This is a genomic window from Bradyrhizobium sp. SZCCHNR1051 (genome assembly GCF_032489615.1).
In the GTDB taxonomy this organism is placed as follows: domain Bacteria; phylum Pseudomonadota; class Alphaproteobacteria; order Rhizobiales; family Xanthobacteraceae; genus Bradyrhizobium.
Genome location: NZ_JAUEYJ010000005.1, coordinates 251,980 through 277,868, shown reverse-complemented (window position 1 = coordinate 277,868; position 25,889 = coordinate 251,980). Strand labels below are relative to the sequence as shown.

The following is a 25,889-nucleotide window of genomic DNA, read 5'->3' as shown; positions in this document are numbered from 1 at the left end:
TCGAAACGCAGAGCGGCATGGTCTTACAAGCTCACGGCGAGCAGGTCTGCGCCGCGACGCAATACGACCCGGTCTTGTTCGATTCGATCGACGATCCACCCTTCGCTGATAACGGCGCCTGCGAACAGTTTCTGACCGCGTCCATCAATGACATACGGCCCATTTCCGGCCCAAATCGCCTGAACGGTCAAAGGGGCGCTACGCTTTACAGATTTCGCCTCAACCTGGCTCGTCAACACGATGGCAATGCCGAACGTGCCGTCGAACCATCGCTCAATGTCGCGCCACTTGCCTAACGCCGCGGGTTCAATGTTTCCTCTCGCCGTGATGGCGTTTGAGTCGCTGACAATCTCGACGGTCGTGAGGCCTGCAGTCAGCAATCGCTGGCGCAGCGCGTCCGCCGCGCCGTTCAAATCCGCCACCGGCGCGCCGGGCTCCGCGCCGGCCCGTCCCGTTCTGTCTTGGCCGGGCAGTAATGCGGGGGTAAGGGTGGGGGCGGGCGAATTGGGCGCGTGCCTGCTCGGATATTTCGTCGAACAGTCGGAGTCGCAGCGCGGGGATCTCAGCCGCTCAGCTGTGGCATAGCCGCCATCGCCGGGCACCTTGTCCGCACCAGCGGGAAATCCCTGCAGAAGCAGGGCTAGACAGACCAGGATCGCGGCGGTGCCGAGTCCATACCTCAAGAAGGTATAGCGGGTCGTTCTGCGCTTGCGGGTGCAGCGGAGCTGAATTCCATTCAGAACGACATCGGCCGGATAACGACTGATCCGTGCTTCTCCGGCACCGAGCAGGGTGCCGTTCAGCAGAACATTATCTGCGGTGCCTTCGATTTCGCAACAGTCCGCCTCTAGCGCGAACCGCGCATGCAAAGGAGCCAGACAGTCATCCATGAGAACGACATCGGCGTCCATCGAGTGACCCACCAGATAGGTCCCGGCGTCGAGTTCTTGCCGGACGCCGGCATGAAGGCCCGATCGGATCGTGAGTTCGAATGGGGACGGTGATGCCGGCATTCTCTGCCTCTCCATCAGGACCTAGCAGCCATGTTGGCAGCGGAGCGCTCGGTACGACGAACGCCCCGTGCCGTAAGCGGTTGGTAGCTGTCCGAGGGCGATCGCTGGATCAGCCGACGTTCGGGCGCTGCTGCGCGACCGTCTCGATCGATCCCCAGTGCGTCTTCTTGGTCGTGATCTCGGCATTCGTCTTGATCGCTTCGTCGAAGGCACTCTTCATCTTCGCGATCGCGCTATCGATGCTCGAGTTCGATGACGTCGTCGAAGAAACGGAGCCTGTTGAATGGGACATCGCTTTATCTCTCTATGTTTGTGTTGCGTTGAGGATTGGGCTGTCGGGGAATGCCCTCCAGCCGGGAAGTGATCGTTAGCGTTGTCCACGCTGATCACCTCTCGGCTGAAGCGGCGGCTTGGATCCCGTCCCGAGGCGCACCTTGCGAGGTGCGCCTCTCGCGCTTCCTTCAACGTCCTGGTCTCATCGCCCTCGTCGCGTTGCGAGAATGAGGCCGCGTTGCTTTACTCAGCTCTGTCGGTGATATGGTTGTCGGCCGAGAGGTGTCCCGCGGAGCGGTCGCATGGCGATCCCGAGCTTGAATCCGCGAGTTGCAGAATGATCGAGGAAAGCTTGTCGAGGATGTTGTTCTTCGTCGCCTGGTCAAGGCCCTTTGCCTCGGAGACTTGGCTGACGAGCTGATTCAGCGTCTTGAGTATCGAGCTGTTCGCGCCGGGTTGATGGGATGGGCCGGACACGAGTTGCTTCAGGATCTTCGCGATCCCGTCGAGCAGCTGACCTTTGGCGGGATCGCTGGGCCCAGTGGAATTCGTGATCTGATGGGTCAGGTCACCAAGGATCTTGGCAACGCGGCCGTTGTTCCGCGCGTCGCACTGGCCCGGTCCGCCCCTCAGGATGCTGATGGCCGCCGAGATCAGAGCCGCCTTGTCTGCAGGTGTCTTTGCGTCCGCGACCAATCCAAGAACGTCCGATGCTATGGAAGACGTCCGCGGATCTTGCTGCTGCGAGGCGGGCGGCATCGACGACGGCCACCAATCCCCCGCATCACAGCGATGAGCCGGATGAGCTGACGACCCGCCGGACGTGGGCTGAAATCCTGCAAAGCCGGGCCAGGACGACGCGTGTCCGTGCGGACCCATCATGTGACCGGTGTGAGCTTCACGTGAGGATGATGCGTGGGAGCTGACCCTAGACATGCAACTCTCTCCTTGTTTGCGATCCGATGTCTTATCTGTCTTGTTCTGAGCAAAGGGCATAACGAGGCGTCGGTCGGCATGCTCCGTCACGGATCCGGGGTTGCACTATTCTCGTCGCCGACGGATGCCATCTCCTGAATGCCGTCCTGAGCAACAGTCATGAGCATGAACGCGGCCGCCTGCGGCATTGCGCTGAGAAACGCCTCCTCGAACTTTGCTTGATCCTCAGCCGAGACTGCCTCGCTGCTGCTCGGGGCGCTTGCCGTCGCGGTCGTCATGCTCGATGCTTCTACGGCCATTCTGACACTCCTTTGATCCGTCCGGTCGATCTGGCAGGACTTGCGAACCCGTTGATTTGCGTCATGGCACGTCGCCTGGGGCGTTGAGCTTGACCACTTGGACGTGCTCCCCGCGATAGACGGTGACTGACGATGGCTGGTCAGCTCGAGGCTGCAGTGCTGCGAGCGTACGCTCCACCGCTTGGATGTATTGCGGGGGACCCGAGACCAGGGCCATGTCGGCCTGCTTGATGGATCTGAGTGAGAATCGCGCGTCGGAGAGCGCGAGATCGCGAAGTGCGGCTTCGAGACGCTGGAGCGGCACGGCACCGAGTTGAACGAGCCTGCTCGAAGCTTCCTTGTTGCTGGTGACATAAATCCGGAAGCCGTCGAAATACCAGTCGAGTCCGTAGTTCCGGGATAGATGCTCGATGAATTCTCTGGCCTTGAGTTCAGGCAGAGGCCCGCGCACACGTCCCCGTACGTCCGGGCTCACCTCTAACCGCAGGCCGGTATTCCGTCCGAATTCCTGAAGAACGTTGCCAAGGTCTTGGTCGACGATGGTGTACCTGTAGGACTCGGTCGGCCAAGCAGGTTCACCCGCGTCTGCGGACGTGGTGTGGATTGCAGTCGCCGAGAGCGTCAGGCAGACGGTCGCGATCGCAGCCACGCTGCGCAATGGGACCAGAACCCGAGATGCCAAATGGTCGCATGGAAAAACGTGGCCTTCGTGCGACCTTGTCGCGGAACAATCGTGGCAATCGTGTAGTTGATCGCGCGTACCCACGAGCAGACTCACATGTACTTGTTGCTATCAGCTCGTCTCATTCAATCACAGCGGTCGCGGGTGCGTCGGAGAATATATTAGGAAAATATTATGCTCTGCCCCGCCGGGTGCTGTGCAAAGCTCTGTCTGATCTGTTGTGCAAGCCATGGCCCGGCTGTCCTTGTGAGTCATTATTTGTTTGGAGTGAGCAATGGCGAAAGCACGGGGAGTCCTGAGACGGCATGGAGCGGCGACATGACGACGGTTGCGCCGTTGGGTGGCGTCACAGCTTCCGGAACAGTTGGTGTCAGTTTCGGAGCCGTTGAGCCCGGAGCGGCCGCCCAGCAGTCGTTTCAGGACGCTCTGCATAGATCGGTCACTAAACTGCCTATGGAGCCTGAGCACGCCGTCGACCAACTCGGCGGCAAGGTGATGGAGTGGATGGAGAGCTCGTACGAGCGGGTCCAGCGCAATGCCGCGCCCGAGCTCAATCTCATGCCGGAGCCGGCAGCATCCGGTCCAGCATCTTCCAACATTGGCGGAGCGGCCCTGGGAGTGGACAAGCCAGACGCGGGCCGTCAGGCCCTGCAAATGCTGGAGCACGCATTCTCGTTTGCCATTGAGGCGACGCTGATGTCGAAAATCTCGACCGAGTCGACCCGAATCTTCAACACGTTCTTGAAGGGACAATGAGAATGGTCGGTTGCGGCAAACAATGGCTGGCCGCTCGAGGGCGCGGATTGAATTTGGCGCTGGTGCTGGGCTTGGCGTTCATGCTGAGCGGTTGCAAGGGTGAGCTCTATAGCCGCTTGAGCGAGAAGGAGGCTAATCTGATGATAGCCCTTCTGCTGCGCAACGGCATCGCCGCCGACCGGCTCCAGGCAAAGGACGGTAGCAATACCGTCAGGGTTGAGCAGGAGCGATTTTCCGACGCTGTGACGCTGCTGAATGCGTCCGGGTTGCCGCATGCGAAGTTCGAAGACATGGGCAGCATATTCTCAAGCAATGGTCTGGTGTCGTCACCCACAGAGGAGCGAGTCAGGTTGATTCACGCGCTCAATCAAGAGTTGGCAAGGACGATCATGGAGATCGACGGAGTCATCTCTGCCCGAGTCCACGTGGTGCTGCCTAAGATAGACCCGTTGCGTCACGATCAGGTTCCGTCGTCGGCGGCATCGGTGTTCATCAAGCATGACGCGCGCGCCGAAATCGCCGTGCTCCTACCGCAGATCAAGACCCTCATTGCCAATAGTGTCGAAGGACTGACGTACGATAGGGTGGCCGTGGTTTTCGTGCGTGGCAGTTCGGATCCCGTCGAGGTCAGCCCTTCCACGTCGATCGAGACGACGGCATCCGTTCTATCTCACGACGGATCTGCCCTGCGTGACGGTCCGCTCATCCTGCAGGTGTCAGCCGCGGTAGGGGTGGGGCTGCTGGGATCGATCGGAATCTTCCAGCTCTGGCGCCGGGCACGCGTGGGATATGCGCAACGCAACGCGCCGCGTCGGGAGGCGCGAAGGCCGGCGCGTGATCCGCTGCGTGTCGTATCCTAGTGCGATTGAAGTGGGCTTGGCCGGCAAATGAGTAGGCTTGTGCAACCTGGAGCATCCCTTGGTTTGCGTGATCCGAAGGTCGGCGGTGGCTGCGAACCCGGCGCGCCGGTGGGGCATCGGCCGGTGATCGATATGGACACGTTTTGCCGATTGCCGGCACGCTACATCCACGTTGAACGATTTCTCGCGTGCGTACCGGGCGTTTCGCCCGGGCTTGCCGCACGGATACTCGCCTGCGACCGACTCCACCGAGATATCTCAGAGCGGATCGTTGTGCATCATGAGCTTGATTGCTGCACGGCAGCCGACGTCGCTGACACGCGCAGTCGCATTGCGCTTCTCGACTGCGAGCAGCTATGCCGCGTCGGTGAGCTGGCCGGCGGTGTTTGGCATGCCCACGCAATTCGTTCCACGGTCCTCAAGACTACGCTCCGGGAGCATCTCGGAGAATTCGATTCCCGACTCCACAAGGTCGCGCTCGCCAATATCGATCTGTCGCCTAAACCCGATCGCCCCCCGAATCCATCTGCGCTTGCGGACGTCATCCGAGGTGATGGGATGCAATGTCTCAATGCCGCAATCTGGCGACTCCCCGCCACCCTGCGCAGCCGCATCCTTCTTCGATTTCCGATTGACTCGCCGCTGGGCTCCTCGGTCTCGCGGCGACACCAACAGCTTGGTCCGGAGATTGTTGATCGCGTTCTAGCCGATGGGATGGTGCCGTGAAAGTCCCCGAGAGTGACAAGCCTGCCGGCACGTTCCATCCGCTCGGACCCGTGGTTCGAGCCGAAGAGGCGGAGACCTGGTTTTCCGCGGCTGCCTCTCTTGCCGACGCCCGGCGGCAATGCGAGCAGATCGCCGCGCAGGCCCGGCTCGCGTTCGAAGAGCAGCGCATGAGAGGCTTCGAGGATGGTCGTCTCGCGGGAGTTGAGGAGGCGGCCCGCCTGATTGCGGAAACGAAGGTCACGGTTGATGATTTGGTCGCCGATCTGCAAGACGAACTTATCACGCTCGTCGTCGAGATCATCAGGGAGATCCTCGGAAGTTTTGAGCCGGACGATCTCGCCGCGCGCGCCATCACCAGAGCACTCGAAGAGATGCGTTCCGGTACGGCTCTCGTGCTGATGACTGCGCCGCAGGAGATGGAGTCCATCCGTGTACGAGTGGCCACGCTGCTGGAGGATGGGGCCGACCAACTCACCATCGTGTCGGACCCGCAGTTTGCGCCGGGGCGCTGTATGCTTTGGAGCGAGTTCGGGCAGATCGATGTTTCCGTTGACGCTCAACTGGAGCAGCTCGCCTTGGCGCTGCGTGCCGGTTTCGAGGGGGTGGAGCGATGATGCCAGCAGGCTCTGCCACGCACCGACTCGCGCGAATCCTGCCGCAGTTGCGTGAAGCTGCAGGCCGTTCGCAACTGCGCCCGATCCGCGGGCGCGTGATTCAGGTGTCGGGGACCCTCATCAGGGCGATCGTTCCCGATGCGCGTGTTGGCGATATCTGTTTGCTCCGTTCTGCCCACGCCTCGGCTGATCTGCAGGCCGAGATCGTGGGCATCGAAGGCGGTGTCGCGTTGCTGACGCCTCTCGGAGACGTGGCGGGTCTCTCAACAAGAACGGAAGTCGTCTCGACAAGGCAGGCCTTCGGCATCATGGTTGGGCCAGCGCTGCTCGGCCGCGTCGTCGACGGGCTCGGGCGCCCTCTCGACGTTCAGGAACGAGGATGGCCCGAGTTCGACCAGATTCGACGAGTCCGCGGAGCTGCGCCGGCGCCCTTGGCACGGCGGCTCGTTGACGGCCCTTTGTCACTTGGCATCCGGGCGATCGATGGTCTGCTCAGCTGCGGCGAGGGGCAGCGGATTGGCATCTATGGCGAACCCGGCGCGGGCAAATCGTCGCTTGTCGCCCAGATCGTCCAGAACGCGGACGTCGACGTCTGCGTTGTCGCACTGATTGGCGAGCGTGGGCGCGAAGTTCGAGAAATGGTCGAGCGCTGCCTGGCCGGAGCGGCTCGGGCGCGATCAGTCGTGATTGTCGCAACCTCCGACCGGCCGCCGACGGAGCGCGTCACGGCTGCCTATGTCGCCGTGACGATCGCGGAGTATTTCCGGGATTGCAACGCACGCGTGCTCCTGGTGCAGGACAGTGTCACTCGCTTTGCGAGGGCATTGCGTGAGATCGGACTGGCCGCGGGCGAGCCGCCGACGCGCCGGGGCTTTCCGCCGTCGGTGTTTGCGGCATTGCCCGAGTTGCTCGAGCGGTCCGGTCCCGGAGTCGCCGGCTCGATCACTGCATTTTACACCGTGCTGGTTGAGGGGGATGGTACCGCGGATCCGATCGCGGAGGAGACGCGCAGCATTCTGGACGGGCACATCGCGTTGTCACCTAAGCTCGCACAGTCGGCGCATTTCCCTGCGATTGACATCGTGTCCAGCCTCAGCCGCGTCATGGATCAGGTCGTGACGAGCCGTCATCGCTCTGCAGCCAGGAGGGTGCGTGAACTCATAGCTCGCTATGCAGAGCTTGAGTTCCTGCTGCAGGTTGGGGAGTACAAGGCCGGATCAGATCCGATCGCCGATGAGGCGATCGCCAAGCAGGATGCTATCAAGTCCTTTCTGCGGCAGGGCCTCGGCGAGGCCGTTCCGTGGGATCGCACGATCCATCAACTCGAGCAGCTCGCGTCATGAGGTACGATCCACTGCTCACGCGCATACGCAGGATGCGGATCGTTCTCGGAGAGAGGGAGCGGCGGGCGAATTCCGCGCTTCAGCGCGGCGTGGAGGCACAGGTCGAAGCGGCTGCAGAACTGACGCAGATCAATCATGCGGTTGCGTTGCAAGCAGCGGCGCGTGGCGCACGCGAACGTCAGATCTACCAGCAGATGGTAGGGCGTCCAATTTCCGCGCGGGAGATCACCCAACTTGACGCGCAACTCAGGCGCCTTGAGTCGCTGGCAATGGCGCTTGCCGAGCAGCGCCTTGCGAGCATCCGTACGCTCGACCAGGCGCGTAACGAAGTTCAGGGTCTACGCCTCGAATTCGTGAAGGCTCATCGGAGGCGTCGCAAGTGGGATGAGTTATCGCAGCAATCACGTCGCCGTCGCGAGAGCCGTGAGACGTGGCTAGAGGAGATGGCTAATTCGGACGGCAGGGCGGCGGGGCGGCAAGCATGAACGCGCCATTCCCCGCTCGCGGGCGCGGAGCGCCTGACGGTGAGATCACCGAATTTCATCCGGACGTGCTATCCATTGCTGATGTTCTACGTGCCCGTCGTTGGTGTCGGCGACTGGCTGAACTCACCTGCGAGTTGGCGGGTCTGCCGCTGCGGATTTCCTTCTCGGGCGCCTCCTCGGGCGTTTCGAGCCGGCCGGCGTGTCGTCTGCATTTTACGATCGGCGGTGATCCATGCGCCGTAAGTCTGCCTGTAGAGGTGATCGATGCAACGCTGCAGGCGATTGATGGTCCGCCTCGAACGACGCTCGCCGAGCCCGATCTGCTGCTTCTGATCGAGTTCGCCTGCGCCGCCATACTTGATGCAATCGAGGAGACGCTCGGCCTCCCCGTCATCCTCACGCATGCTTCCTTCGATGGCAGCGTTCCGGACTCGATCGGAATCCCGTGTCGCGGCAGGTTTGGCGAACGATCGTTCAGTGCTTACCTGTCTTTAGCAGAGCCATACGAATCCCGTTTGGCAAATCAAGTTCAAGCATTGGGTCCGGCTGCTGCCGCCGGAGTTCCGATCTGCGCGGCCTTCCGGCTTGGTGCTACGCGCGTCAGCGCCCGCTTGCTTGCGAGCTTACGGCCGGGAGACGTCGTGATCATCGAACACGCGATGCCGGGTGGACGCGTCGCCGCCGTCTTCGGCGAGCGTCGTCTCACCTCATGCCGCTTCGAGGGAGGCGACGCGACAGTGGTGGACACGTTGCACCAGATCAGAGGCGATCTTCATCATCATTGGACGGCTGTGGACATGACGGCACATGAAAGCGTCGATACAGGCGCAGACGATGTGAGCCTGGACGACCTCCAGATCAAGCTCCTATTTGAGATCGGCCAGCTCGAGATACCTCTCGGCGAGTTGCGCATGATCGCGCCCGGCTATGTCTTCAATCTCGGTCGGGATCCGCGACATGCAATTGAGATTCACGCGGGGAATCGGCGGATCGGGCAGGGCGAGATCGTCAGGATCGGCGAGGCAATCGGCGTGCGGATCAACAGATTGTTCAATCACGAATGAGCTGAAGCCGTGACCCAGTTCAATTTGTTCGCTGTTCTCGCGGTCATCGCCGGACTTGGCGTTGTCATCTTTGTCGTCGTGACGATGACATCGTTCGTCAAGATCGCCGTGGTCCTGTTCCTGATCCGGAACGCGCTGGGAGTGCAGCAGACGCCTCCAAACCTCGTGCTCTATGCCATTGCGCTAGTTCTGACGGCCTATGTCAGCGCGCCGCTAGTGCAGACCGTGTATGAGCGCGTCAATGATCGTCCCAGCGAGTTTCAAACCTTTACCGACTGGAAAGATGCTGCTGAGCGGGCAGGCCAGCCAATTCGCGAACATCTGAGCCGGTTCACGACGGTCGCGGAGCGAGAGTTTTTCGTCACTGCCACCGGCAGCTTATGGCCCGATAGCAGCAGGGCCAAGCTGTCGAGCGAAGATCTCGTTATTCTCGTTCCCTCCTTCATGAGCTCGGAGCTCAAGCGCGCCTTCGAGATCGGCTTCCTGCTCTATCTGCCCTTCATCGCGATTGATCTCGTGGTGTCCGCGGTTTTGATGTCCCTTGGCATGTCGATGGTGCCGCCATCGACGATCTCCGTCCCATTCAAGTTGTTCTTGTTCGTGATGGTCGAGGGCTGGTCCAAGCTGATGCATGGCCTGGTGTTGAGTTACGGATAGCCTGCGAGATGGGGAGGGGAAGCAATGGGCCAAGCGACAATCGTCGATCATCTGGTCAGGGGTCTGACGGTCGTCCTCATATTTGCCATGCCTCCCCTGGGTGTGGCGATGGTTGTTGGCCTCTTCGTCTCAATTCTTCAGGCCGCAACCCAGATTCAGGATCAGGTGCTGCCGCAGACGATCAAGCTGATTGCCGTCGTGGCCACGCTGGCGGTGTTCGGCGCAGTGTTGGCGGCACCGCTGATCCAATATGCCGATCAGATCCTTGCGGATTTTCCTGCACTGACGCGTTGACGGGCCTTCCCTTCATCGTGCTCGGAGGGGCATGGGCGACGCGGAGTGGCGATGGGGCTTGACCTCATGCCGTTGGACAGCATCGAGGCGGGGGCCAATCTCGTCTTCCGTCATCTTCTTTCGTTGGCGCTCGCCATCGCGCGTCCCAGCGCCTTCGTCATGACCTTTCCCGTGTTTGTTCGCCTCGGGCTGACCGGCTTGATTCGTGGTGCCTTCGTGGTCGCGATCTCGCTACCGGTCATGACCGGACTTGTTGAGGTGCTTCCTCCGATCGGCACGCAAACATTGCGATTGGTCGCGGTCGGGTTCAAGGAAGCGATCATCGGAGGGCTCCTTGGTCTGCTGCTTGGGATCCCGTTCTGGGCCGCCGAGGTCGCGGGCGATCTGCTCGACTACGAACGTCAGGCGCCCGATGCCCAGCTTCAGGATCCCAACGCCATGACCGAGTCCACCGCGTCTGGTACGCTTTTTATGCTCGCTGCGGTGGTTCTGTTCGTCGCAGCCGACGGCTTTCATAGCGTCGTCGAAGCCCTTTATGGCAGCTACAGGCTCTGGCCGGTCATTGAGCTCGCGCCGTTGCTGCGCGCGGAGAGCGGCCTATTGGCGCTGGAAATGCTCGTCCGCGTGCTGCAGTTGGCATTGATCCTGGCATTTCCAGTGCTGGCGGCCATGTTCGTTGCGATGTTCGCGCTGATGGTGATTGCCCGTTTCGCACCGCAGTTGAATGTGTTCGATCTTTCGATGGCGGCGCGCAACCTGGTCTATTTCCTGGTTCTGCCGCTCTATGCGGCCTTTCTGCTCGATCACTTCGGTACTCAGCTTGGAGAGTTGACCGGAATCTTGGACCAACTAGGGCAGTTCCTGCGATGAGTGAGGATGGCGGCACTGAGGAGCGGACGCTGCCTCCGAGCGAGCGGAAGTTGCGTAAGGCGCGCGAAAAGGGACAGGTCTTTCGCAGCACCGATATGGTCGCCGGTGCATGCCTGTCGTCCATGCTGCTCTATCTCTGGCTGATCTTGCCGGAGCTTTTCGCGCGGTTACGGGGAGCCATGATGCTCGTGGGCGATGCGGGCGGGCAACCGTTTCGGGAAGCTGCGGGCACGATCGGAACGATGATGTACGAAGCCGCCGTGCCATACCTTGCAAAGGGGGCGGCCATCGCCGTCCTAATGTCCCTCGTCGTCAACGTCGCCGTCACCAAGGGGATCGTCTTCAGCCTTGACCCTATCAAGCCCCGCGCGGAGCGCTTGCATCCCGCAAAGGGTTTAAAGCGGATTTTCGCGCTCAAGAGCCTGATCGAGTTGGTGAAGAGTCTGGTCAAGACGACCCTCCTCGTCACGATCTCGGTTTTCGTCCTCGAGATGTCGCTCAACTCCTTGGTTCACACGCCAGGATGCGGTCTTTCGTGCCTCGTGCCAGTGACCGGGGCGATCATGGCACCGCTCCTCGTCGCGGCAATAGTCATGCTGATGGTGGGCGGCCTTATCGACGTTCTGGTGCAGCGCGGACTGTTCATGCGCGAGATGCGGATGACACGAAGCGAGGCGAAGCGCGAGCGGAGAGACCAGGAAGGCCTGCCGGAGGTGCGCTCTGCGCAACGCCGTCAGCGGCAATCGCTGGCGCACGGTGGAGGGCGGGGAGGAATCGAAAGCGCAACAGTGGTCATCGAGGGCGACGATGTGATGGTTGGGCTGCGTTATGTTCCGGGCGAGACGCAGGTCCCAAGGCTCGTGTGCAAAGGACGTTCCGTCCGTGCGCACAATCTCACCGAAGCTGCGGCTGAGCTTGGCATTCCTCGTTTCCGCAATCCAGACCTCGCAGAGGAACTCGATCGCCGTATCGCTCAGGACCATTACATCACCGAGGAGTTTTTCCAGCCGGTGGTGTCGGCCTTGCGCGCGTGCGGCATGTCCTGAGTGTAGCCGTGCTGCCCCACAGTATTTTCACAATATATTTCGGATCGGCCGCCGGCTGATGTCCTAAACTGTCGTTCGGACATGATCGCCGAGCGGGCTGCATGGCTGACGAACTGCGTCTGCCAGAGCAGAGCCGCCGCCGCTAACGGGGAGACGCACGAATGCGGATAGATGACGCAGGTGGCTCGGTTGTCGCCAGTCCGCCTCCTCCTCCGCCGCCGCCCCCACCCCCGCCTCCTCCCCCGCCACCGCCGCGGCCGAAGTCCGCGGCATCGTCGTCGGGCATGCTCGATCGCAATTCGGCGCGCAGCGTTGGATCATCATCGACCGCACCTTCGCCGCTCTTTCAGCCCCTTCGACCTTTCATAGGTCCGGTTCTGCAGCCGACGCCTGTGTTGCTTGGCCCGCCTGCTCCGCCGAAGGCGGCGGCAACATGTCCGGGAGTTCCCGCCCCGGCGCCGGCGGCGCCGGTCCCGGACGCCGTTTCGCAGGCAAAATCTGTTCAGACAAAAGCGCAGACCACTCTCGACGGTGATGCTGGAAAGCTGCATAAACTGCAGACCGAACTGAATGATGCACAGGGAACGAAGGCTCCGATCGGGTACGGTCGCGGCGCGGGCGCCGCGGTGGCTGCGCATCAAGCCCATATCAGCGATCTGAAGAAGCAGGTTGCGGCCGCTCAGCAGCAAGTCACCGCCGACCAGGCGGTGTTGAGTTCGGCCAGGAGCAATCTGAGTGCCGCACAACGCATCGACGCCGCCGCAGCGAACTACAAGCCGGCACCGCCGCCGGTCACCGTGAAAGATCCGGTCGCGCGAAAAGTTGTCCCGCTCGTCGACGCGGCCTCGGCCCAGGTTTCCGCGGGAAAGGCCAAGGTCACCGCCGATACGGCTGCTCTCGAACAGACCAAATCGCAGCTCGGCCGTCTGGACACCGAGATGGACCGGGGGATCAGCGCCGGAACATTGCACCGTCTGTCGTTGCTGAATCAGCAGCAGGATGCGCAGCAACACAAGCTGGCGACGGACCAGCGCAAGCTTGATGCCGCGAGCGCCGACCTTGCGGCAGGGAAAAGCGTCGTCTACGGGCAGCAGGCCGCGGCGGACAAGAAAGAGCTCGAGAGCGCTTCCACAGCGCTGAAGAAAGCCGGTGTCACGATCGACCAGAACGACAATCCGACCCAGGCGAATTTGACGCCATCGCAGCTGCGCGCCTATGACGACTTCACCGTCGCGCGGAGCAAGCTCAACGCCGATGTCGGCATGGTCGCGCAGGGCAAGGCCCAGCTCCAGTATTATGCTTCGAATTCCGAGAAATACGGGACGGTTGCGAAGGATGCCCAGGATCGGGTGAACGACGCTCTGCATCCATTGGGGTACACCATACGTGCAACGCGCGGCAGCGATCCGCAGCAGGCATCGCTCGATCTCAAGCTCGCGAACGGGAACGCTGATTACCAGAATGCAGGCTGGGCCGCAGCTCAGCACCGGGTGGCATTTGCGGCGGCAGCGCAGACCGATCTTGAGGCAGCGCAGGACTCCGATCTTGCCAAATTGTCCCCGCAAGCCCGGCAGACCGCTACCACGGCGAAGATCGAATACGATCAGGCAAGCGCCTATCAGAACAAAGTCGGGACCGACCTCGCCCTGATCAAGGGCCACCAGGCCGTCTCGGATGCGCAGGCCGCCTATATCAAGAATCCGACGGCCGCCACGGAGCTCAAGCTGAACCAAGCGCAGCATCAGTTGCGCGAGCTCTCGACAATGTCCGACATTGCGACGGCGGGCTTCAAGTCGGCAACCGGGCTTGCCTACGCCGACCAGCGCAATACGACATTGGCTAATCTGGAGCAGACCTATAGCCATGTTCCCTTGCCCTCAAACTCGCCGGTGTTGCAGCAGATCGCGCAGGCAAGAACTGACGCGGCATCGGCCGGCCTGATCACGAAAGAGCTGGCTGCAACGACCAACAGGCTGGTTCAGGATTATCGTGTCACACAGAGCGAGGCGGCGGTCGCAACCGCGCGGCAGTCCGCCAACACTGATTCGGTACAAGCTGGCAATGTACAGGCTGTGGGTTTCACCAAAGCGAGCAGCGCCCTGACGACGGCTCAGCAATCGCTTCAATATGCACAACTTCAACAGAAGCTGGCTCAATATCAGCTGCTGGACTCCCAGTTTCGGCTGACATTGCCGCAAAATCTACTTGATCCGCAAACGGCCTCTGACCAGAGCGCGCTCTCGCATGCGTACAATACATTCTTTGCGCAGCATCCGGGCGCCTTGAGCGATGGCGCGGTCGCTGAGCAGCTTGCGAGCCTCAAAGACGCGAACGCGCGAGTGGATATCGGTCAAGGGCTACATGAGCTGCAGGATGCCATCGACAGGGAAGACAAAGCGCTCGGCAACCGCAGCCTTCTGCAGAAGGGCGGCGATTGGGTCGGGGGGCTGTTCGGTGCCAACCGGTCTGAGCTCGAGTCGGATCTGCAGGACAAGAAAGAGGCGCTCACGGCCCTGCAGAAAAATCAGGGAGGGATGACTGCCCAGGAGGTCAACGGCGAGTATCTGAACATCATGGGTAATCTGGCCACCCAGAATGATCGGATGTTCGAGAACGAGCGCAAGACCGACGCCAATTGGTCGAGTGCACAGGAAGTCGTGCGCGACGTCGCGATCGCCGCGGCTGCGACCGCGGTTACGATGGCCACGGCCGGAGCCGGCGCGCCGGTATTGGCCGCCCTTGCGGCGGGCACATTGGTGGGAACGGGAACGGCCGAAGCCATTGACACGGCCCAGAATGCAGCAACTGTGTTCGGTGGCGGCGACATTCACAGCGATCCTCACATCTCACTCGACGCAGCGCTGACCAACAACTTCTTCAAGGGTGGCGGCAGCTGGGATGAGGTGAAGCAGGCGGGCGTTGATGCGACCGTATCGGGCGTGCAATCCCTCGGCGCAGCAGGGGGGGCGTTGACGGGCGGAGCCACGGAGGCCTTCCTTACGCGCGGCCTCGACCAGGCTGCAAGCTCGGTCGTCTCGAAGCTCGCAACCGGATCAACGGTCATGGTTGCCAATCAGGGGGTGATGGGTCTCGGCAACGTGGCGGGGACGTATGTCGAGTCCCAATATCAGCTCTCGGAGGGACGGCTCACGCAGGACGAAGCCCAGGCGCAGATGAAGGATGCGTTCTCCGGATACTTCAAGAATCTCGCGGTGGCCGGCGTGACGGGAGGTCTGACGAAGTTTGTCGATGGCAAGGTCGCCGTGCGGACCGCAAGCGCGGCACGGCCGAATGGACTCGTGTCGAACCCGCTCTATCAGACGGCCTCCCAATTGGGCGCGAACACCATGTTGACTGCCGGCCCCGGGCTCCTTTCCGGCAAGGCGCCGACCGCCCAAGACTATCTGTCCATCGGTCTCAATACGGTTTCCGGTGTGGCTTCTCATCACTATCAGCAGAGCAGATCCCGCACCGTGGCCGAAACGGGCCTTGCCGGTCAGCCCGCCGCGTTCGACGCGGGAAGGAAGGTGTTTGACGCCTATCAAGGTCAGGCGAGCGGGACATCGCCGAATGGCATCCGGCTGCAGGCCATGGATCCCGCCGCTTTCGCCCGTGCATATCAAAAAGCCGGCGGCCAGCACGATCCGGTGGCGGTCGATGCTTTCAGCATCTTATCGGATCAGGGGCATCGCGTCTATGTACGGACCGATAGATTGAGCCCGGACGTGGTCGCACACGAGGCCGTGCATGCACTGACCTCGGAATCGTTCAAGAAGCTCGCAAGCACGTTGGTCATTGATTCAAGCCGGCCGCATTCGAACTTGAATGAAGGTGTGACCGAGCTTCTCGCCTCGCAGGTCGTGCCGCGCCGTGGCACATCGCCCTATGCGACGGAGGCACAGATCGCGGAGGCCATTCGCGACCGGATGGGGGAGACCGACTTCCATAAGGCGGTTTTCGGAGGCGATCCAGCGGCACTCGCATCGTTCCGGCAGACCGCTTTGGCGTTGCACGAAAGACCTGTCAGCGAAGACTCGGCTGCAAATTGGGCCCTAGCCGCCTCGACGGCAGCCCAGCCCGCGGGTGGTGGTGGCGGCAAGCCGCCCGCGAGCGGCGGTGGTGCGGTCTCTCCGGCCTCGCCCCCGCCGGCCTCGAGCGGCTTGACTCTTGTGCTCAGCCCGAAGGCATTCGAACGATTTCAGGACCGGGTCGCTCTCCAACCCTCCAAATACGGCAGTAGCGCCGACAGGTATATCTACGTTGTGGAGACACGAGGAAACAAGCCAAGCCGACCGTTCGCCATGAACGACGCAAACATCACACGGCGAGGAGTGATCGGAGCAACAGACCGCTTTGTTGACTGGGGCGGAAGTCCGCCGCAATCAGCCAAGACATACAGCCGACGCTACGATCTGCCGAAAAAGGATTTTCGTGTCGTGGTCACGGATCAGCCCTACACGGGAGTGGGCGATCGACAAGTGGCACCGCGCAGGTCAGGCCTCCGACAGGCTCTGCCCGTTGCTGCAGGAGTGGCCTCCGATGCGGTTGCCCTTGCAGCAGCCGCGCGGTTCGGATCTCTAGGCATGCTGGCGGCCTGGAACGCCACAGTTCGTGGACCGCTGAACATCGTTCAGCTCAAGCCGAAATTGGCTGCCAAGTTGAGAATACCCGAAAAAGCAGCCCCGTATTTGCGAACCGCAACAGGTGTGAGCTTCATTGCCAACGGCATGGCAAACGACATCGTCAGTGTGACGAGCGGCCACCTGCTGAGCTTCCAATATGGTGGAGCAGCTGTCATCGGCTCCGCGCAAATCGTCTTGGGAGCGCGGAGCTATTTCAGTGGCTATGGCGCGCTTAGATCGCGTGGAGCTACCGATACGGTCCGGTCAACCGACACCAGTCTGAGCGAAATCGCGGACAGGAATAACGTACCGGACGAGGTGATCGGACGCGTCAATGCGAGAGATCCCGCGCATCCGCTTAAACTAATTAATCCAGATAAGTCGATCTCCATCAAGAGCAACGATGAGCAGCTCACTTTCCGCCAGATCGCCAGAAAGGAAAATAAGTCCGTCAGGAAGGTGCTCGAGGATGTCGGGCGTCGCGAGAAACTGGCAATTCCCGGGCGATTCACGTCTAAGGGGAGGCAGATCACTGCTCGGATCAAATCAGGCGAGGACCTGGATGCCTTTGCAGCGAGAAATGGCTCCTCCGCGCGGGCGATCATCAAGGCGCATCGGGATCGGATTCCAAGCACGTATACAAGCAATCCCGATTCGCATGCAGTTTGGACCGGCGCGGGGTTGAGGATTCCCGGGTCGTTTGACAACTCGCGAGGCCTATCTTGGACAGGAATCGCCTGGCGAACCGGCCGTTCTGCGCAGCAGTTGAAATCCCTTAATGGGGCGGCCAGCGGAACCAAGAGCAGAGAGACGGCTCCCGAAATCGTACATATCCCTCCAGCATCGTCCTGGGACACGACTCGACTGTCTCGCCGCATGCAGATAACCGGAAGTGCCGGTTTGATTGCTGGCAATGTTGCTGAGCTCGTCTACGATATTCACGGTAATATCGGGGCTATCCCAGGCGCGGTCGGCGTCGCGGTTGGATCCGGCTTATCGATCTACGCGATGCTGCGCCGCAGGGCTCCGGCGAACTATCAAGTAGTAACGTCTGTTTCGTTCTCGCTGAAGGGGCTCAATCGCGCTTGGCCCGCTTTCGGGCACGTCAGCGATGTCGTTGTGACCTTCGTCAAAGATAAGGGGCTGGAAGGACTGAGTTGGTTACAGAGGTGACGAATCCCATGCGTCTCCTCTCTGCAGGGGCGCCGAGTGGCGGGACGTCGTGGCGACAACGCGCCCTCGGCAACATTGACATACGTCGAGCACCCTCGGCCTAAGCGACCTCAAGCTGGCGACGCCGACGTCGGTACAGACGCACGAGCAATTCTGGCGCGCTCGAAGCGCGGCGATTCGTGTATATGGTTCTGTAATGGGAGAGATGCACAGTCCGCCCGGAGCGCCCAGCCCCGGCGGCTGGCAGGTTTCGATCGACCACACCTTGCCGGCGACCGCAGTACGTCGACGTGTGCCGCGTAGGGGAGCGACGCCCTCGTAAGATTGCTTTAGCCGACTCTCACCAAGCGTCGCAGTCGTATCCTCCCGGCAACCTTTCGGAACTTCACTTTGACAACAACAGCCATGATCGCATCTGCAGGCGAGGGCGCTAAATCTCGCCACAAACGCGAGACGCGAAGCAGGCATCGTCAAGAAAGCGACTCGATGATGGTTCGAACCTCAGTTGAGTCGATTTATTGAAGATCGTAAGGGTTGTGGACCTTCGGAGCAGGCAATCATTGGCTGAAGTTGACATGGAGATCGTCATCGATCTCGATCCTTCGACTCTCGCTGGTCGCCATTGCGCGACAGTCTTCGCGAGATGAGCCCAATGTGCGCAGCGCAACATTGATTTGCCGCTTGGTATTATCGTGCCGAGCTGATATTTTCTCAACGCAATCTTAAGTTTCGTGGGCGGTTGAATCGCACAGGCGGCAGTGCGTCTTGCCGCAGCCATGAAAGAGTATCGTGTAGGTTGGCTATTGGTTAGCGCATGAGGGATAGCGGTGTTCCGCTTATAGGAAGGGACCAGGAGTCGAACCGGCTTCGCGGGCTTCTCCCGGACAAGAATGGACGCGCTGTTGGTGCGGTCCTGGTAGGAGAGGCTGGAATTGGCAAGAGCCGTCTGGTCGAGGCACTGGCCCAAACTGCGAAGCAGCGCGGCTTCTGTGTGGCGAGGGGGGCCGCCTACGAGATGGCCGAACCTCTGCCATATGGATTGTTTGCCGACACGTTCTCCCAATGGGCTCGCGAGCAGCCGACACTCCTCAACCATGCTCGCAATGACATGATTCGGCCGCTGTCTCGCGTGGTGCCGGCGTTCGCGGCCGCTGCGGATCTTCCTGCTCTCAAAGGACTCTCCGGACCGGACGAGCGGTTTCGACTGTTCGAATCCGCGGTTCATCTGCTTCATGCGGTTGCAGTCGAGTCTCCACTACTGCTCGTGCTCGAGGACCTGCACTGGGCCGATCGCGAATCCTGGTCGATGTTGCTGCATTGCTTACGCTCGACGCGATCTCTGCCGCTGCTGACCGTCATCACTCTCCGTCCCGACGAGACCGGCGGCGAGCCTCTGGAACTCAATGCGCTGATGCGCGAGAGCGAGCTTCATCGGATCGCGGTTCGCTCGCTCGAGCCGGCGGACACGATGCGCATGCTGGAGTCATTGGCAGACGAGCGGCTGCCTGCATCGCTTGCCACGGCAATTCACCGTGAGACTGGCGGCAATCCGTTCTATGTGCGCCAGCTCTTCAACCACCTTGTCGAAGAGGGAAAGCTTGCTGGGCGCCAGGGCCAATGGCCCGCCGATCTCGTGAACAACGGTATCGGCATCCCGGCCGGACTGCGTCCGTTGCTGTCGCGACGGTTCGCGCGGCTCTCGGGGCCGACCTTGGGAATGCTGCGGATCGCTGCGATATTTCCCGAAGGGTTCGATCTCGGCCGATTGCAGCTTCTGATATCGGATTCCGAAGAGACGATTCTGGACCATATCGACGAGGCGATGAGGGCTGGGGTACTCGTCGTTCGCGGTGATGGCTACGTCTTTGCGCATGCGTTGTTGCGGCGCGCCTTGTACGACCAGCTGAACCCCGATCGGAGAGCGATTTTGCATCGACGCGCGGCGACGCGTCTCGCTGAGCTCGATGCCGATCCTGGAGAGATTGCGCATCAGTATCACGCTTCGCAGCGCATCCCGGGTGCTGAAATCGGCGAGGTCTTCGCACTGAACGCAGCCGAGCGCGCGCGAGCGAACTATATCAGCGAGCACGAAGCTGTATTCCTTCGGATCGCTTGCGATCTCGCAGGCGATGCTGCCTCGGACGAGATGCTCCGTGATCTCGCGCTTGCGCAGGCTGCATCACTCGACGTCGAAGCCGCCGATGCGACGACGCGCTTTCTGTTCAGCCGATGCTGGGAGCGGCGGCCATCATGGACCATGAGTTTCCTGGTGGCGATTGTCCGCAGGCTGCGGGACGCCGGCGCTCCCGCTGAGATGTGGCAGCCTCTGGTGGAGCGCGGACTGGAAGCCTGCGATGATCGCCGAGATTTGCACTGGGCCCGATTGGAGGTGCTCCGACAGGACTGGCGGTGCCGATGGAATGACGGGACGTTTGAGGCGATCTACCACGCGCCGGATCCGCGTGCGCTCGATCTCGTTCGTCAGCTTGGAGATGAAGAGGATCGTGCCTCGGCGCTCGACCTGTATGCTCCGCGATCCATCGAACAGACAGAGCAGGTGCAACGTTGGGCCGCCGAATGGCAGAATCCGGCGGCCATCATCCGGGCTCGAGAGGTCGTGACCCATGATTGGATCTATCGGCATGGGCAACTCGCCCTGGGGGTCGAAACAGCGCACGACCTGTTGCGGGATGCCAAGTGTTTCGGGTCGCTTCCTGGTCGGATCGAGGCTTTAACCTCTCTCGCGATTGCCGAGGCGAGCCTGGGTCATTTGGCAAGCTCAGACGCGGCGCTGCGCGACGCGCGTGCGCTGGCCGTCCGATTGGGACCATGGCACCGGTTGCATATTGCCCTGGAGCTTTCCGCGGTCGCATGGCGTGCCTATTTGTATGGTGGCGACTGGCCGGCGATTGGCCGAGTCGCTTCGCGTGCGCTACAGATCGTCAAGGATCATCCGGTGCGCCTTGGGCAAATCGTGCTTGGCTTCGCCGCTCTCACCGAAGCATTCCTGCCTGGCGAAAACGAATACGACGTTCGCATTGAGGCGTTGCTCCGATCCCTGGAGAACACAAATTCCGACAGACAGCTGTCGGATGATGCGCTTGGGCTCGGTGTCTGTGCCGCCTGGCAGCGTGAGGACGTCAAACGTGCCCGCCGGTTCGAAGCGTTGGTCCGCGCTCCAAAGCACGGGAGCACGATCGGTGCAGCCGGTGAATGCCGTGAATTCATCCTCGGACGCCTCGCGGCCCTTCAGGATCACACGGTTGCGGCACGCACACACTTCGCAAAGGCCCGCGGCGACCTTGAACGGGCAGGCCAAGTCTGCCTCCGAGCGCTCGTCGATCTTGATGAGGCGACCGTTGCGGGAACCTCAGGGGACAAGCCGTCATCGCGTGCGCTGCTGCAGCGGGGACGCGAGCAGTTCGTAGCACTCGGCATGCGAAGCTGGCAGGAGCGCGTTGATCGAGCACGGATAGAGGGAGTCGAGGCGGAGTCACGCAACTTATACGCGCGAGGTCCGGATGATCTTTCACCACGAGAAATGGAGATCCTCAGCAAGCTCGCTGCCGGCAGCCGCTCCAAGGCCATTGCTGCGGAACTACGCCTCAGTGTGCCGACCGTCAATCGGCACATTGCGAACATATATATGAAGATCGGCGTGAGCTCGCGCGCCGCAGCAACCGCTTACGCGATGAGACACCGTCTCAGCATGCTCCAGTGAAGCAGTACACATCGATTGCATAGTTTTTATGATGGTGACGGCTGCAATGAGTGCGTAAGCTTACGGTGTGTAAAAAAATGAAAGTCATGGGCGGACAACGAGTAGCAGGGCAAGGAGTCGACGTCGGGCGTCGTCGAATCCCTTCGTGCGTGCTCGTCGGCGCTGTCGGAGCATTCCGGGAACAAGTTATACGCCTCTCGGGAGCTACGTCTGCGGCCGGCAAGTTGCGTCCGCCTAGGGTGGTTCAAGGGGACGTGGCATGCGTGATACAGACGGGGATATCAGCAAGGTAGACACCGCTTACACTAAGCTCAAGGACCTCGTCATCCACTATGATCTGGTCCCTGACGGCAAAGTCCGGGTGCTTCCGGGAGAGCATCTGCATATTGACGATCTGGCGGATCGCGTCAATGCGAGCGCCACGCCTGTACGCCAAGCGCTGGAGCGCCTACAAGGCGAGGGGCTGATCGACAGCATCGCGAAGCGAGGCTTCTTCTCCAAGGTTCCGAACGCGTCCGAGCTGCAGGATCTGTATGAATTTGCCCGGCTGGTTCTTGAGCACAATATTACGAGGCCACTCGATCCGTCCTCGGTTGCGCGTCTCGGCCGGGGTTTGATGAAAGTGGAAGCCGTTGCAGTGGGCCACTCGGCAACGAAGTGTGTCAAGCATCATGCGATGACCATCGAGAGCGTCTTCGAGCAGATCACGCAGCTGTCGCGAAACGGGCAGATGCTGAGAATGATGCGGAACTTCAATGATCGCAGCCGGTATGTCCGATGCCTCTCGATCTTGCAAAGCCCGGATCACGGCGCGCAGGTACGAGAATGTCTCGAGCTGATCGAATTGCTCCGCGATCAAGATCCGAAAGGTGCAAGCGCTAAATTGGAAACGCACATGTGTCGGATGATCGTCGATCTGCCCGAGCTCATCAGGGACGCTAGGTCACGCTGGACGATGGCCGCGGCCATATAGATCTCGTTTGACGTTTGATTGTAATGCCCATGGGTACATCGACCTTCGACCTGTGAGAGGGTCCAAGACCCCGGTTGCGAGTGAAGCTCTGGATCCGGCATGCGCGGGGAGAATTCGCGGGGCGACCGAAGCCAAAATCAGGCCCATCATTTGAGCCCTGGCGTGAGCGAGAGGGTGGCGATGTCGGCGTGGTTTTCGAGCCGACTAGGCTTGCCGGGTGGGCTCTCAAGGGCTTGGCCGGCTATCGCCGCAATTGCTGTCCTGGCGATCGTGGGAGTCGCGCTGCTGTCCTACCGATTGGCCCTGAGCGCTGGCCTCGCGCAGATGAGCCGCGACTCCGACGATCGGCTTACGTTGATCGCCAGCACGTTCGATGCAACCGTTGCCCGCTTCCGATATCTGCCCACGGTTCTTTCACTCGCCGATCCGGTGCGCCGGCTGTTCCGGACACCGGGCGATGGGGCAGTTGTCGAAGCTGCCAACCGTTATCTTAAGTCGCTAAATCAGGCCGCGGGATCGGCCGAGCTCTACGTGCTGGACACGGCCGGGGTGACGCTGGCAGCAAGCAACTATGATGGAGCAAAGAGCTTCGTCGGGCATGCGTACGACTTTCGCCCCTATTTCCAGAGCGCAATCCGTGACGGGGAAGGGCAGTTCTATGCCGTTGGGGTGACGACCGGCTTGCCTGGTTACTTCTTGTCGCAACGGATCACCGAAGGCGAGCTTACGATCGGGGTCGCCGTCGTGAAGATCGATTTGACGCCGCTGGAAGCCGACTGGGTCAGGGCCGGTGATCTGGTGGCCATGGAAGATGAAGGAGGCGTGCTCATCCTAGCCAGCCGCGCGCAGTGGAAATATCATCCGTTGCGAAGGCTACCCTCGACCGCGGTCGCGCGTCTGAACGCGTCCCGGCAGTTCGGCGACACGATCGAGAATGCTCCGATCCTCGGTTCGTCGGCCGAATCGGGCGAGGTATCGGTCGAACTGGGCGACGACGATGGCGTCCACGAATATGCGCTGCGTGCGCGGCCTCTGCCGGCGCATGGATGGCAGCTGCTCATTTTTTCGGACATCGGGGAGGCTCGTCGGCATGCAATGACCATCGCGGTCACGGCCGGTTTTGCCGTTCTCACGGTACAGCTGCTTGGGCTTGTCGCTCATCAATGGCGGCAATCGATGAAAGCCAAGGGCGAAGCTAACGAGCTGCTGGAACGAAGTGTTGCGGAGCGCACGATGGAGCTGCGCGAAGCCAATCGTCAACTGACAAGTGAAGTCCTGGAACGAACGCGCACCGAGCAGGAATTGCGACAAACCCACGAGAGCCTGGTGCAGAGTGCGAAGCTTGCCAGTCTTGGACAAGCCCTGGCAGGGGTGGCGCATGAAATCAACCAGCCACTCGCGGCGCTCACCACTTACATCGCAAGCAGCCGAGTCTTGTTGCAACGCAACGAGATCGAACGAACGGCCTTGAACCTCGACCTGATGTCATCCATAGCCGAGCGAATGATGGCACTGATCGGTCACTTGCGCATGTTTGCCCGCAAGGAGACCGGTGCAACCAGCAGAGTCGATGTCGGTGTGACACTCGGCAATGCGATGCGGCTCCTGCAGTACCGGATCAGAAATGAAGGTATCGAGGTTGTCTTGGACTTGCCCGCGGAGCCGGCTCACGTTGAGGCGAATCCGATCCGTCTCGAGCAGGTCTTCGTCAACCTGCTCTCGAACGCGGTCCAGTCGATGCGCGACCGCCCGCGCCGAGTTCTCAGCGGTTGCATCCGGCGTGCGGAGAGCACGGTTACGATCGAGGTCGCAGACACCGGGAGCGGAATCTCCGCGGATCACATGAAATCGCTGTTCGATCCGTTCTTCACCACCAAGGAAATCGGCGAAGGGCTCGGCCTCGGCCTTTCAATCAGCTATGGGATCGTGAGGGAGCTCGGAGGCACGATTTCGGTTGAGAGTGAACTGCAAATCGGAAGCCGGTTTCGGGTGACCTTGCCGACGCCGACCGAGCCGGCCTAGACTTATCGGGGTGTGTGGATGAGCAAATCGATTCTTGTCGTTGACGACGAGGAGATCGTTCGCAGCTCGATCAGACAATGGCTGGAGCTGGGCGGCTTCGAAGCGCGCACAGCCCGAAATGCTGACGAGGCGTTGTCGATGCTTCAGGCCGAGCTGCCTGACGTGGTACTGACCGACTTCCGGATGCCGCATCGATCCGGCATCGAACTCATGCGCGACGTGCAGCGAATCGATCCCGACATTCCGGTCGTCCTGCTCACTGCTCACGGCGACGTTGCACTCGCGGTAGCGGCCATGCGCGAGGGTGTCTACGACTTTTTGCAGAAACCTGCCAACCCGGATCATATGTCTGCCGTGCTGGCACGGGCGGCAGAACAATCAGGATTGAAGCGTCAACTCAGGCATCTCACGAGCCGGCTCGGCGCCGAAGGTGAGCTGGAGCGACGTCTCCTCGGGACATCGCCCGCGATGGCCACGCTGCGAAAGTCCGTTGGCGAGCTCGCCGAGCACGACAGGGATGTGATCCTCTTCGGCGAGAGCGGCACGGGAAAGGAGGTCGTCGCTCGCGCACTGCATGACCTTGGTCCGCGGGCACGAGCTCCATTCGTTGCGGTGAATTGCGCGGCTATACCCGCCGAGCTGTTCGAGAGCGAGTTGCTGGGTCACGAGGCAGGCGCGTTCACTGGTGCACGCGGGGCTCGCATCGGGAAGTTCGAACATGCCAGCGGCGGAACTCTCCTGCTCGATGAAATTGAAAGCATGCCACACGCGTTCCAGGTCAAGATCCTACGCGTTCTGCAGGAGCGCGTGGTCGAGCGGGTGGGATCGAACCGGCTGATCCCGGTCGACGTCCGTGTGATCGCGGCCGCGAAAGCCGATCTCGCCGCGGACAGCCGCAGCGGCCGCTTTCGGGCCGATCTCTACTTCCGCCTGGCAGCGGCTGAGATCCGTCTCCCGCCGTTGCGCGAACGGGGCAACGACGTGCTGCTGCTATTCCAGCATTTTGCCGGGGAAGCTGCCCGGCGCAGCGGCCGTGGCCTGACGCCACTCGGAGCCGAGGATTTCGATGCACTGCTGACCCATGACTGGCCTGGCAATGTTAGAGAACTGAAGAACGTGGCCGAACGCTACGCGCTCGGCTTGGCCGCAACGGGTCGCCGCGTCGCGGAAATTCTGCGGCGAGCCCAGGGAGCGGGCGCAAGGCGCTCGCTCTCTGAGCGTGTCGCAGCTTATGAGCGCATGCTGATCGAGGCGTCTTTGCTGGAGCACAACTGGTCGGTTGTAGCGGTTATGGAAAGTCTCGGCGTGCCACGGCGGACGCTCAACGAAAAAATGGCAAGATACGGCTTGCTGCGACCCAGCCGAACCTCCTGCTAGGCACGAGGCGGATTCCCGCTCACGCGCCGACGCGGATCGGCGGAATTCCGCTTAGCGCGGCGAGCCCGTTTCACGCGAGGCGC

20 protein-coding genes are annotated in these 25,889 nt (G+C 61.3%); 16 read left to right on the top strand and 4 right to left on the bottom strand.

Annotation, left to right across the window (positions count from 1 at the left end):
* Positions 1-23 precede the first annotated feature (23 nt).
* The 4 genes from QW868_RS08175 to QW868_RS08160 all read right to left on the bottom strand — a co-directional run bounded on the left by QW868_RS08175 (position 24) and on the right by QW868_RS08160 (position 3,170).
* Entirely contained in the window at positions 24-1,013 is a 990-nt protein-coding gene (locus tag QW868_RS08175; RefSeq protein WP_315784308.1) for an FHA domain-containing protein, read from the bottom strand.
* 516 nt (positions 1,014-1,529) lie between these two features.
* Positions 1,530-2,045: a hypothetical protein gene (locus tag QW868_RS08170; protein WP_315775768.1), complete on the bottom strand. Its 516-nt coding sequence runs from the start codon at positions 2,043-2,045 to the stop codon at positions 1,530-1,532.
* 263 nt (positions 2,046-2,308) lie between these two features.
* On the bottom strand, positions 2,309-2,521 hold the full coding sequence (locus QW868_RS08165; RefSeq protein WP_315715064.1) for a hypothetical protein: 213 nt from the start codon (positions 2,519-2,521) through the stop codon (positions 2,309-2,311).
* Between the two features lie 61 nt (positions 2,522-2,582).
* A complete protein-coding gene (locus QW868_RS08160; protein WP_315735438.1) occupies positions 2,583-3,170 on the bottom strand; it encodes a nodulation protein NolW in 588 nt (195 codons plus the stop codon).
* 351 nt (positions 3,171-3,521) lie between these two features.
* Between QW868_RS08160 and QW868_RS08155 the strand changes: the two genes are divergently transcribed.
* The 16 genes from QW868_RS08155 to QW868_RS08080 all read left to right on the top strand — a co-directional run bounded on the left by QW868_RS08155 (position 3,522) and on the right by QW868_RS08080 (position 25,806).
* Positions 3,522-3,959, top strand: a complete 438-nt coding sequence (locus QW868_RS08155; protein ID WP_315812127.1) for a hypothetical protein — start codon at positions 3,522-3,524, stop codon at positions 3,957-3,959.
* A gap of 47 nt (positions 3,960-4,006) precedes the next feature.
* Complete coding sequence (gene sctJ, locus QW868_RS08150; RefSeq protein ID WP_316230309.1) at positions 4,007-4,819, top strand: type III secretion system inner membrane ring lipoprotein SctJ; 813 nt, start codon at positions 4,007-4,009, stop codon at positions 4,817-4,819.
* Positions 4,820-4,882: 63 nt separating this feature from the next.
* Entirely contained in the window at positions 4,883-5,545 is a 663-nt protein-coding gene (locus QW868_RS08145) for a SctK family type III secretion system sorting platform protein (RefSeq protein ID WP_316230308.1), read from the top strand.
* Positions 5,542-6,159, top strand: a complete 618-nt coding sequence (gene sctL, locus QW868_RS08140; protein WP_316230307.1) for a type III secretion system stator protein SctL — start codon at positions 5,542-5,544, stop codon at positions 6,157-6,159. Before QW868_RS08145 ends, sctL begins: the two co-directional genes overlap by 4 nt.
* Complete coding sequence (locus tag QW868_RS08135; RefSeq protein WP_410051284.1) at positions 6,159-7,502, top strand: FliI/YscN family ATPase; 1,344 nt, start codon at positions 6,159-6,161, stop codon at positions 7,500-7,502. Before sctL ends, QW868_RS08135 begins: the two co-directional genes overlap by 1 nt.
* A gap of 32 nt (positions 7,503-7,534) precedes the next feature.
* Positions 7,535-7,987, top strand: coding sequence for a hypothetical protein (locus QW868_RS08130; protein WP_316230305.1), 453 nt, complete (start codon positions 7,535-7,537; stop codon positions 7,985-7,987).
* A complete protein-coding gene (gene sctQ, locus QW868_RS08125; protein WP_315735423.1) occupies positions 7,984-9,051 on the top strand; it encodes a type III secretion system cytoplasmic ring protein SctQ in 1,068 nt (355 codons plus the stop codon). The genes QW868_RS08130 and sctQ overlap by 4 nt, the downstream gene beginning before the upstream one ends.
* 9 nt (positions 9,052-9,060) lie before the next feature.
* Positions 9,061-9,708, top strand: coding sequence for a type III secretion system export apparatus subunit SctR (sctR, locus tag QW868_RS08120; protein ID WP_316177741.1), 648 nt, complete (start codon positions 9,061-9,063; stop codon positions 9,706-9,708).
* A gap of 24 nt (positions 9,709-9,732) precedes the next feature.
* The gene (gene sctS / locus QW868_RS08115; RefSeq protein WP_315715074.1) at positions 9,733-10,002 is read left to right on the top strand and encodes a type III secretion system export apparatus subunit SctS; all 270 of its coding nucleotides are present in this window, start codon (positions 9,733-9,735) and stop codon (positions 10,000-10,002) included.
* A gap of 51 nt (positions 10,003-10,053) precedes the next feature.
* A complete protein-coding gene (sctT, locus tag QW868_RS08110) occupies positions 10,054-10,872 on the top strand; it encodes a type III secretion system export apparatus subunit SctT (protein ID WP_315751851.1) in 819 nt (272 codons plus the stop codon).
* On the top strand, positions 10,869-11,918 hold the full coding sequence (locus tag QW868_RS08105) for an EscU/YscU/HrcU family type III secretion system export apparatus switch protein (RefSeq protein ID WP_316230304.1): 1,050 nt from the start codon (positions 10,869-10,871) through the stop codon (positions 11,916-11,918). The genes sctT and QW868_RS08105 overlap by 4 nt, the downstream gene beginning before the upstream one ends.
* Before the next feature lie 284 nt (positions 11,919-12,202).
* Positions 12,203-17,713 carry a hypothetical protein gene (locus QW868_RS08100; RefSeq protein WP_316230303.1) on the top strand — a complete coding sequence of 1,837 codons (5,511 nt, stop codon included), beginning with the start codon at positions 12,203-12,205 and terminating at the stop codon, positions 17,711-17,713.
* Between the two features lie 814 nt (positions 17,714-18,527).
* Entirely contained in the window at positions 18,528-21,434 is a 2,907-nt protein-coding gene (locus QW868_RS08095; RefSeq protein ID WP_316230302.1) for a helix-turn-helix transcriptional regulator, read from the top strand.
* Between the two features lie 259 nt (positions 21,435-21,693).
* Positions 21,694-22,407: a GntR family transcriptional regulator gene (locus QW868_RS08090; RefSeq protein WP_315735411.1), complete on the top strand. Its 714-nt coding sequence runs from the start codon at positions 21,694-21,696 to the stop codon at positions 22,405-22,407.
* Between the two features lie 162 nt (positions 22,408-22,569).
* A complete protein-coding gene (locus QW868_RS08085; protein WP_316230301.1) occupies positions 22,570-24,429 on the top strand; it encodes an ATP-binding protein in 1,860 nt (619 codons plus the stop codon).
* A gap of 18 nt (positions 24,430-24,447) precedes the next feature.
* A complete protein-coding gene (locus QW868_RS08080; protein WP_316230300.1) occupies positions 24,448-25,806 on the top strand; it encodes a sigma-54 dependent transcriptional regulator in 1,359 nt (452 codons plus the stop codon).
* Positions 25,807-25,889 lie beyond the last annotated feature (83 nt).

Bases quoted from the DNA above. Each gene is read 5' to 3' on its own strand.
- QW868_RS08155 (WP_315812127.1), top strand. From the start codon at position 3,522: ATGACGACGGTTGCGCCGTTGGGTGGCGTCACAGCTTCCGGAACAGTT.
- QW868_RS08100 (WP_316230303.1), top strand. From the start codon at position 12,203: ATGCTCGATCGCAATTCGGCGCGCAGCGTTGGATCATCATCGACCGCA.
- QW868_RS08165 (WP_315715064.1), bottom strand. From the start codon at position 2,521: ATGGCCGTAGAAGCATCGAGCATGACGACCGCGACGGCAAGCGCCCCG.
- QW868_RS08175 (WP_315784308.1), bottom strand. From the start codon at position 1,013: ATGCCGGCATCACCGTCCCCATTCGAACTCACGATCCGATCGGGCCTT.
- sctQ (WP_315735423.1), top strand. From the start codon at position 7,984: ATGAACGCGCCATTCCCCGCTCGCGGGCGCGGAGCGCCTGACGGTGAG.
- QW868_RS08095 (WP_316230302.1), top strand. From the start codon at position 18,528: ATGAGGGATAGCGGTGTTCCGCTTATAGGAAGGGACCAGGAGTCGAAC.
- sctS (WP_315715074.1), top strand. From the start codon at position 9,733: ATGGGCCAAGCGACAATCGTCGATCATCTGGTCAGGGGTCTGACGGTC.
- QW868_RS08090 (WP_315735411.1), top strand. From the start codon at position 21,694: ATGCGTGATACAGACGGGGATATCAGCAAGGTAGACACCGCTTACACT.
- QW868_RS08080 (WP_316230300.1), top strand. From the start codon at position 24,448: ATGAGCAAATCGATTCTTGTCGTTGACGACGAGGAGATCGTTCGCAGC.
- QW868_RS08130 (WP_316230305.1), top strand. From the start codon at position 7,535: ATGCGGATCGTTCTCGGAGAGAGGGAGCGGCGGGCGAATTCCGCGCTT.
- QW868_RS08135 (WP_410051284.1), top strand. From the start codon at position 6,159: ATGCCAGCAGGCTCTGCCACGCACCGACTCGCGCGAATCCTGCCGCAG.
- QW868_RS08105 (WP_316230304.1), top strand. From the start codon at position 10,869: ATGAGTGAGGATGGCGGCACTGAGGAGCGGACGCTGCCTCCGAGCGAG.
- QW868_RS08170 (WP_315775768.1), bottom strand. From the start codon at position 2,045: ATGCCGCCCGCCTCGCAGCAGCAAGATCCGCGGACGTCTTCCATAGCA.
- sctT (WP_315751851.1), top strand. From the start codon at position 10,054: ATGGGGCTTGACCTCATGCCGTTGGACAGCATCGAGGCGGGGGCCAAT.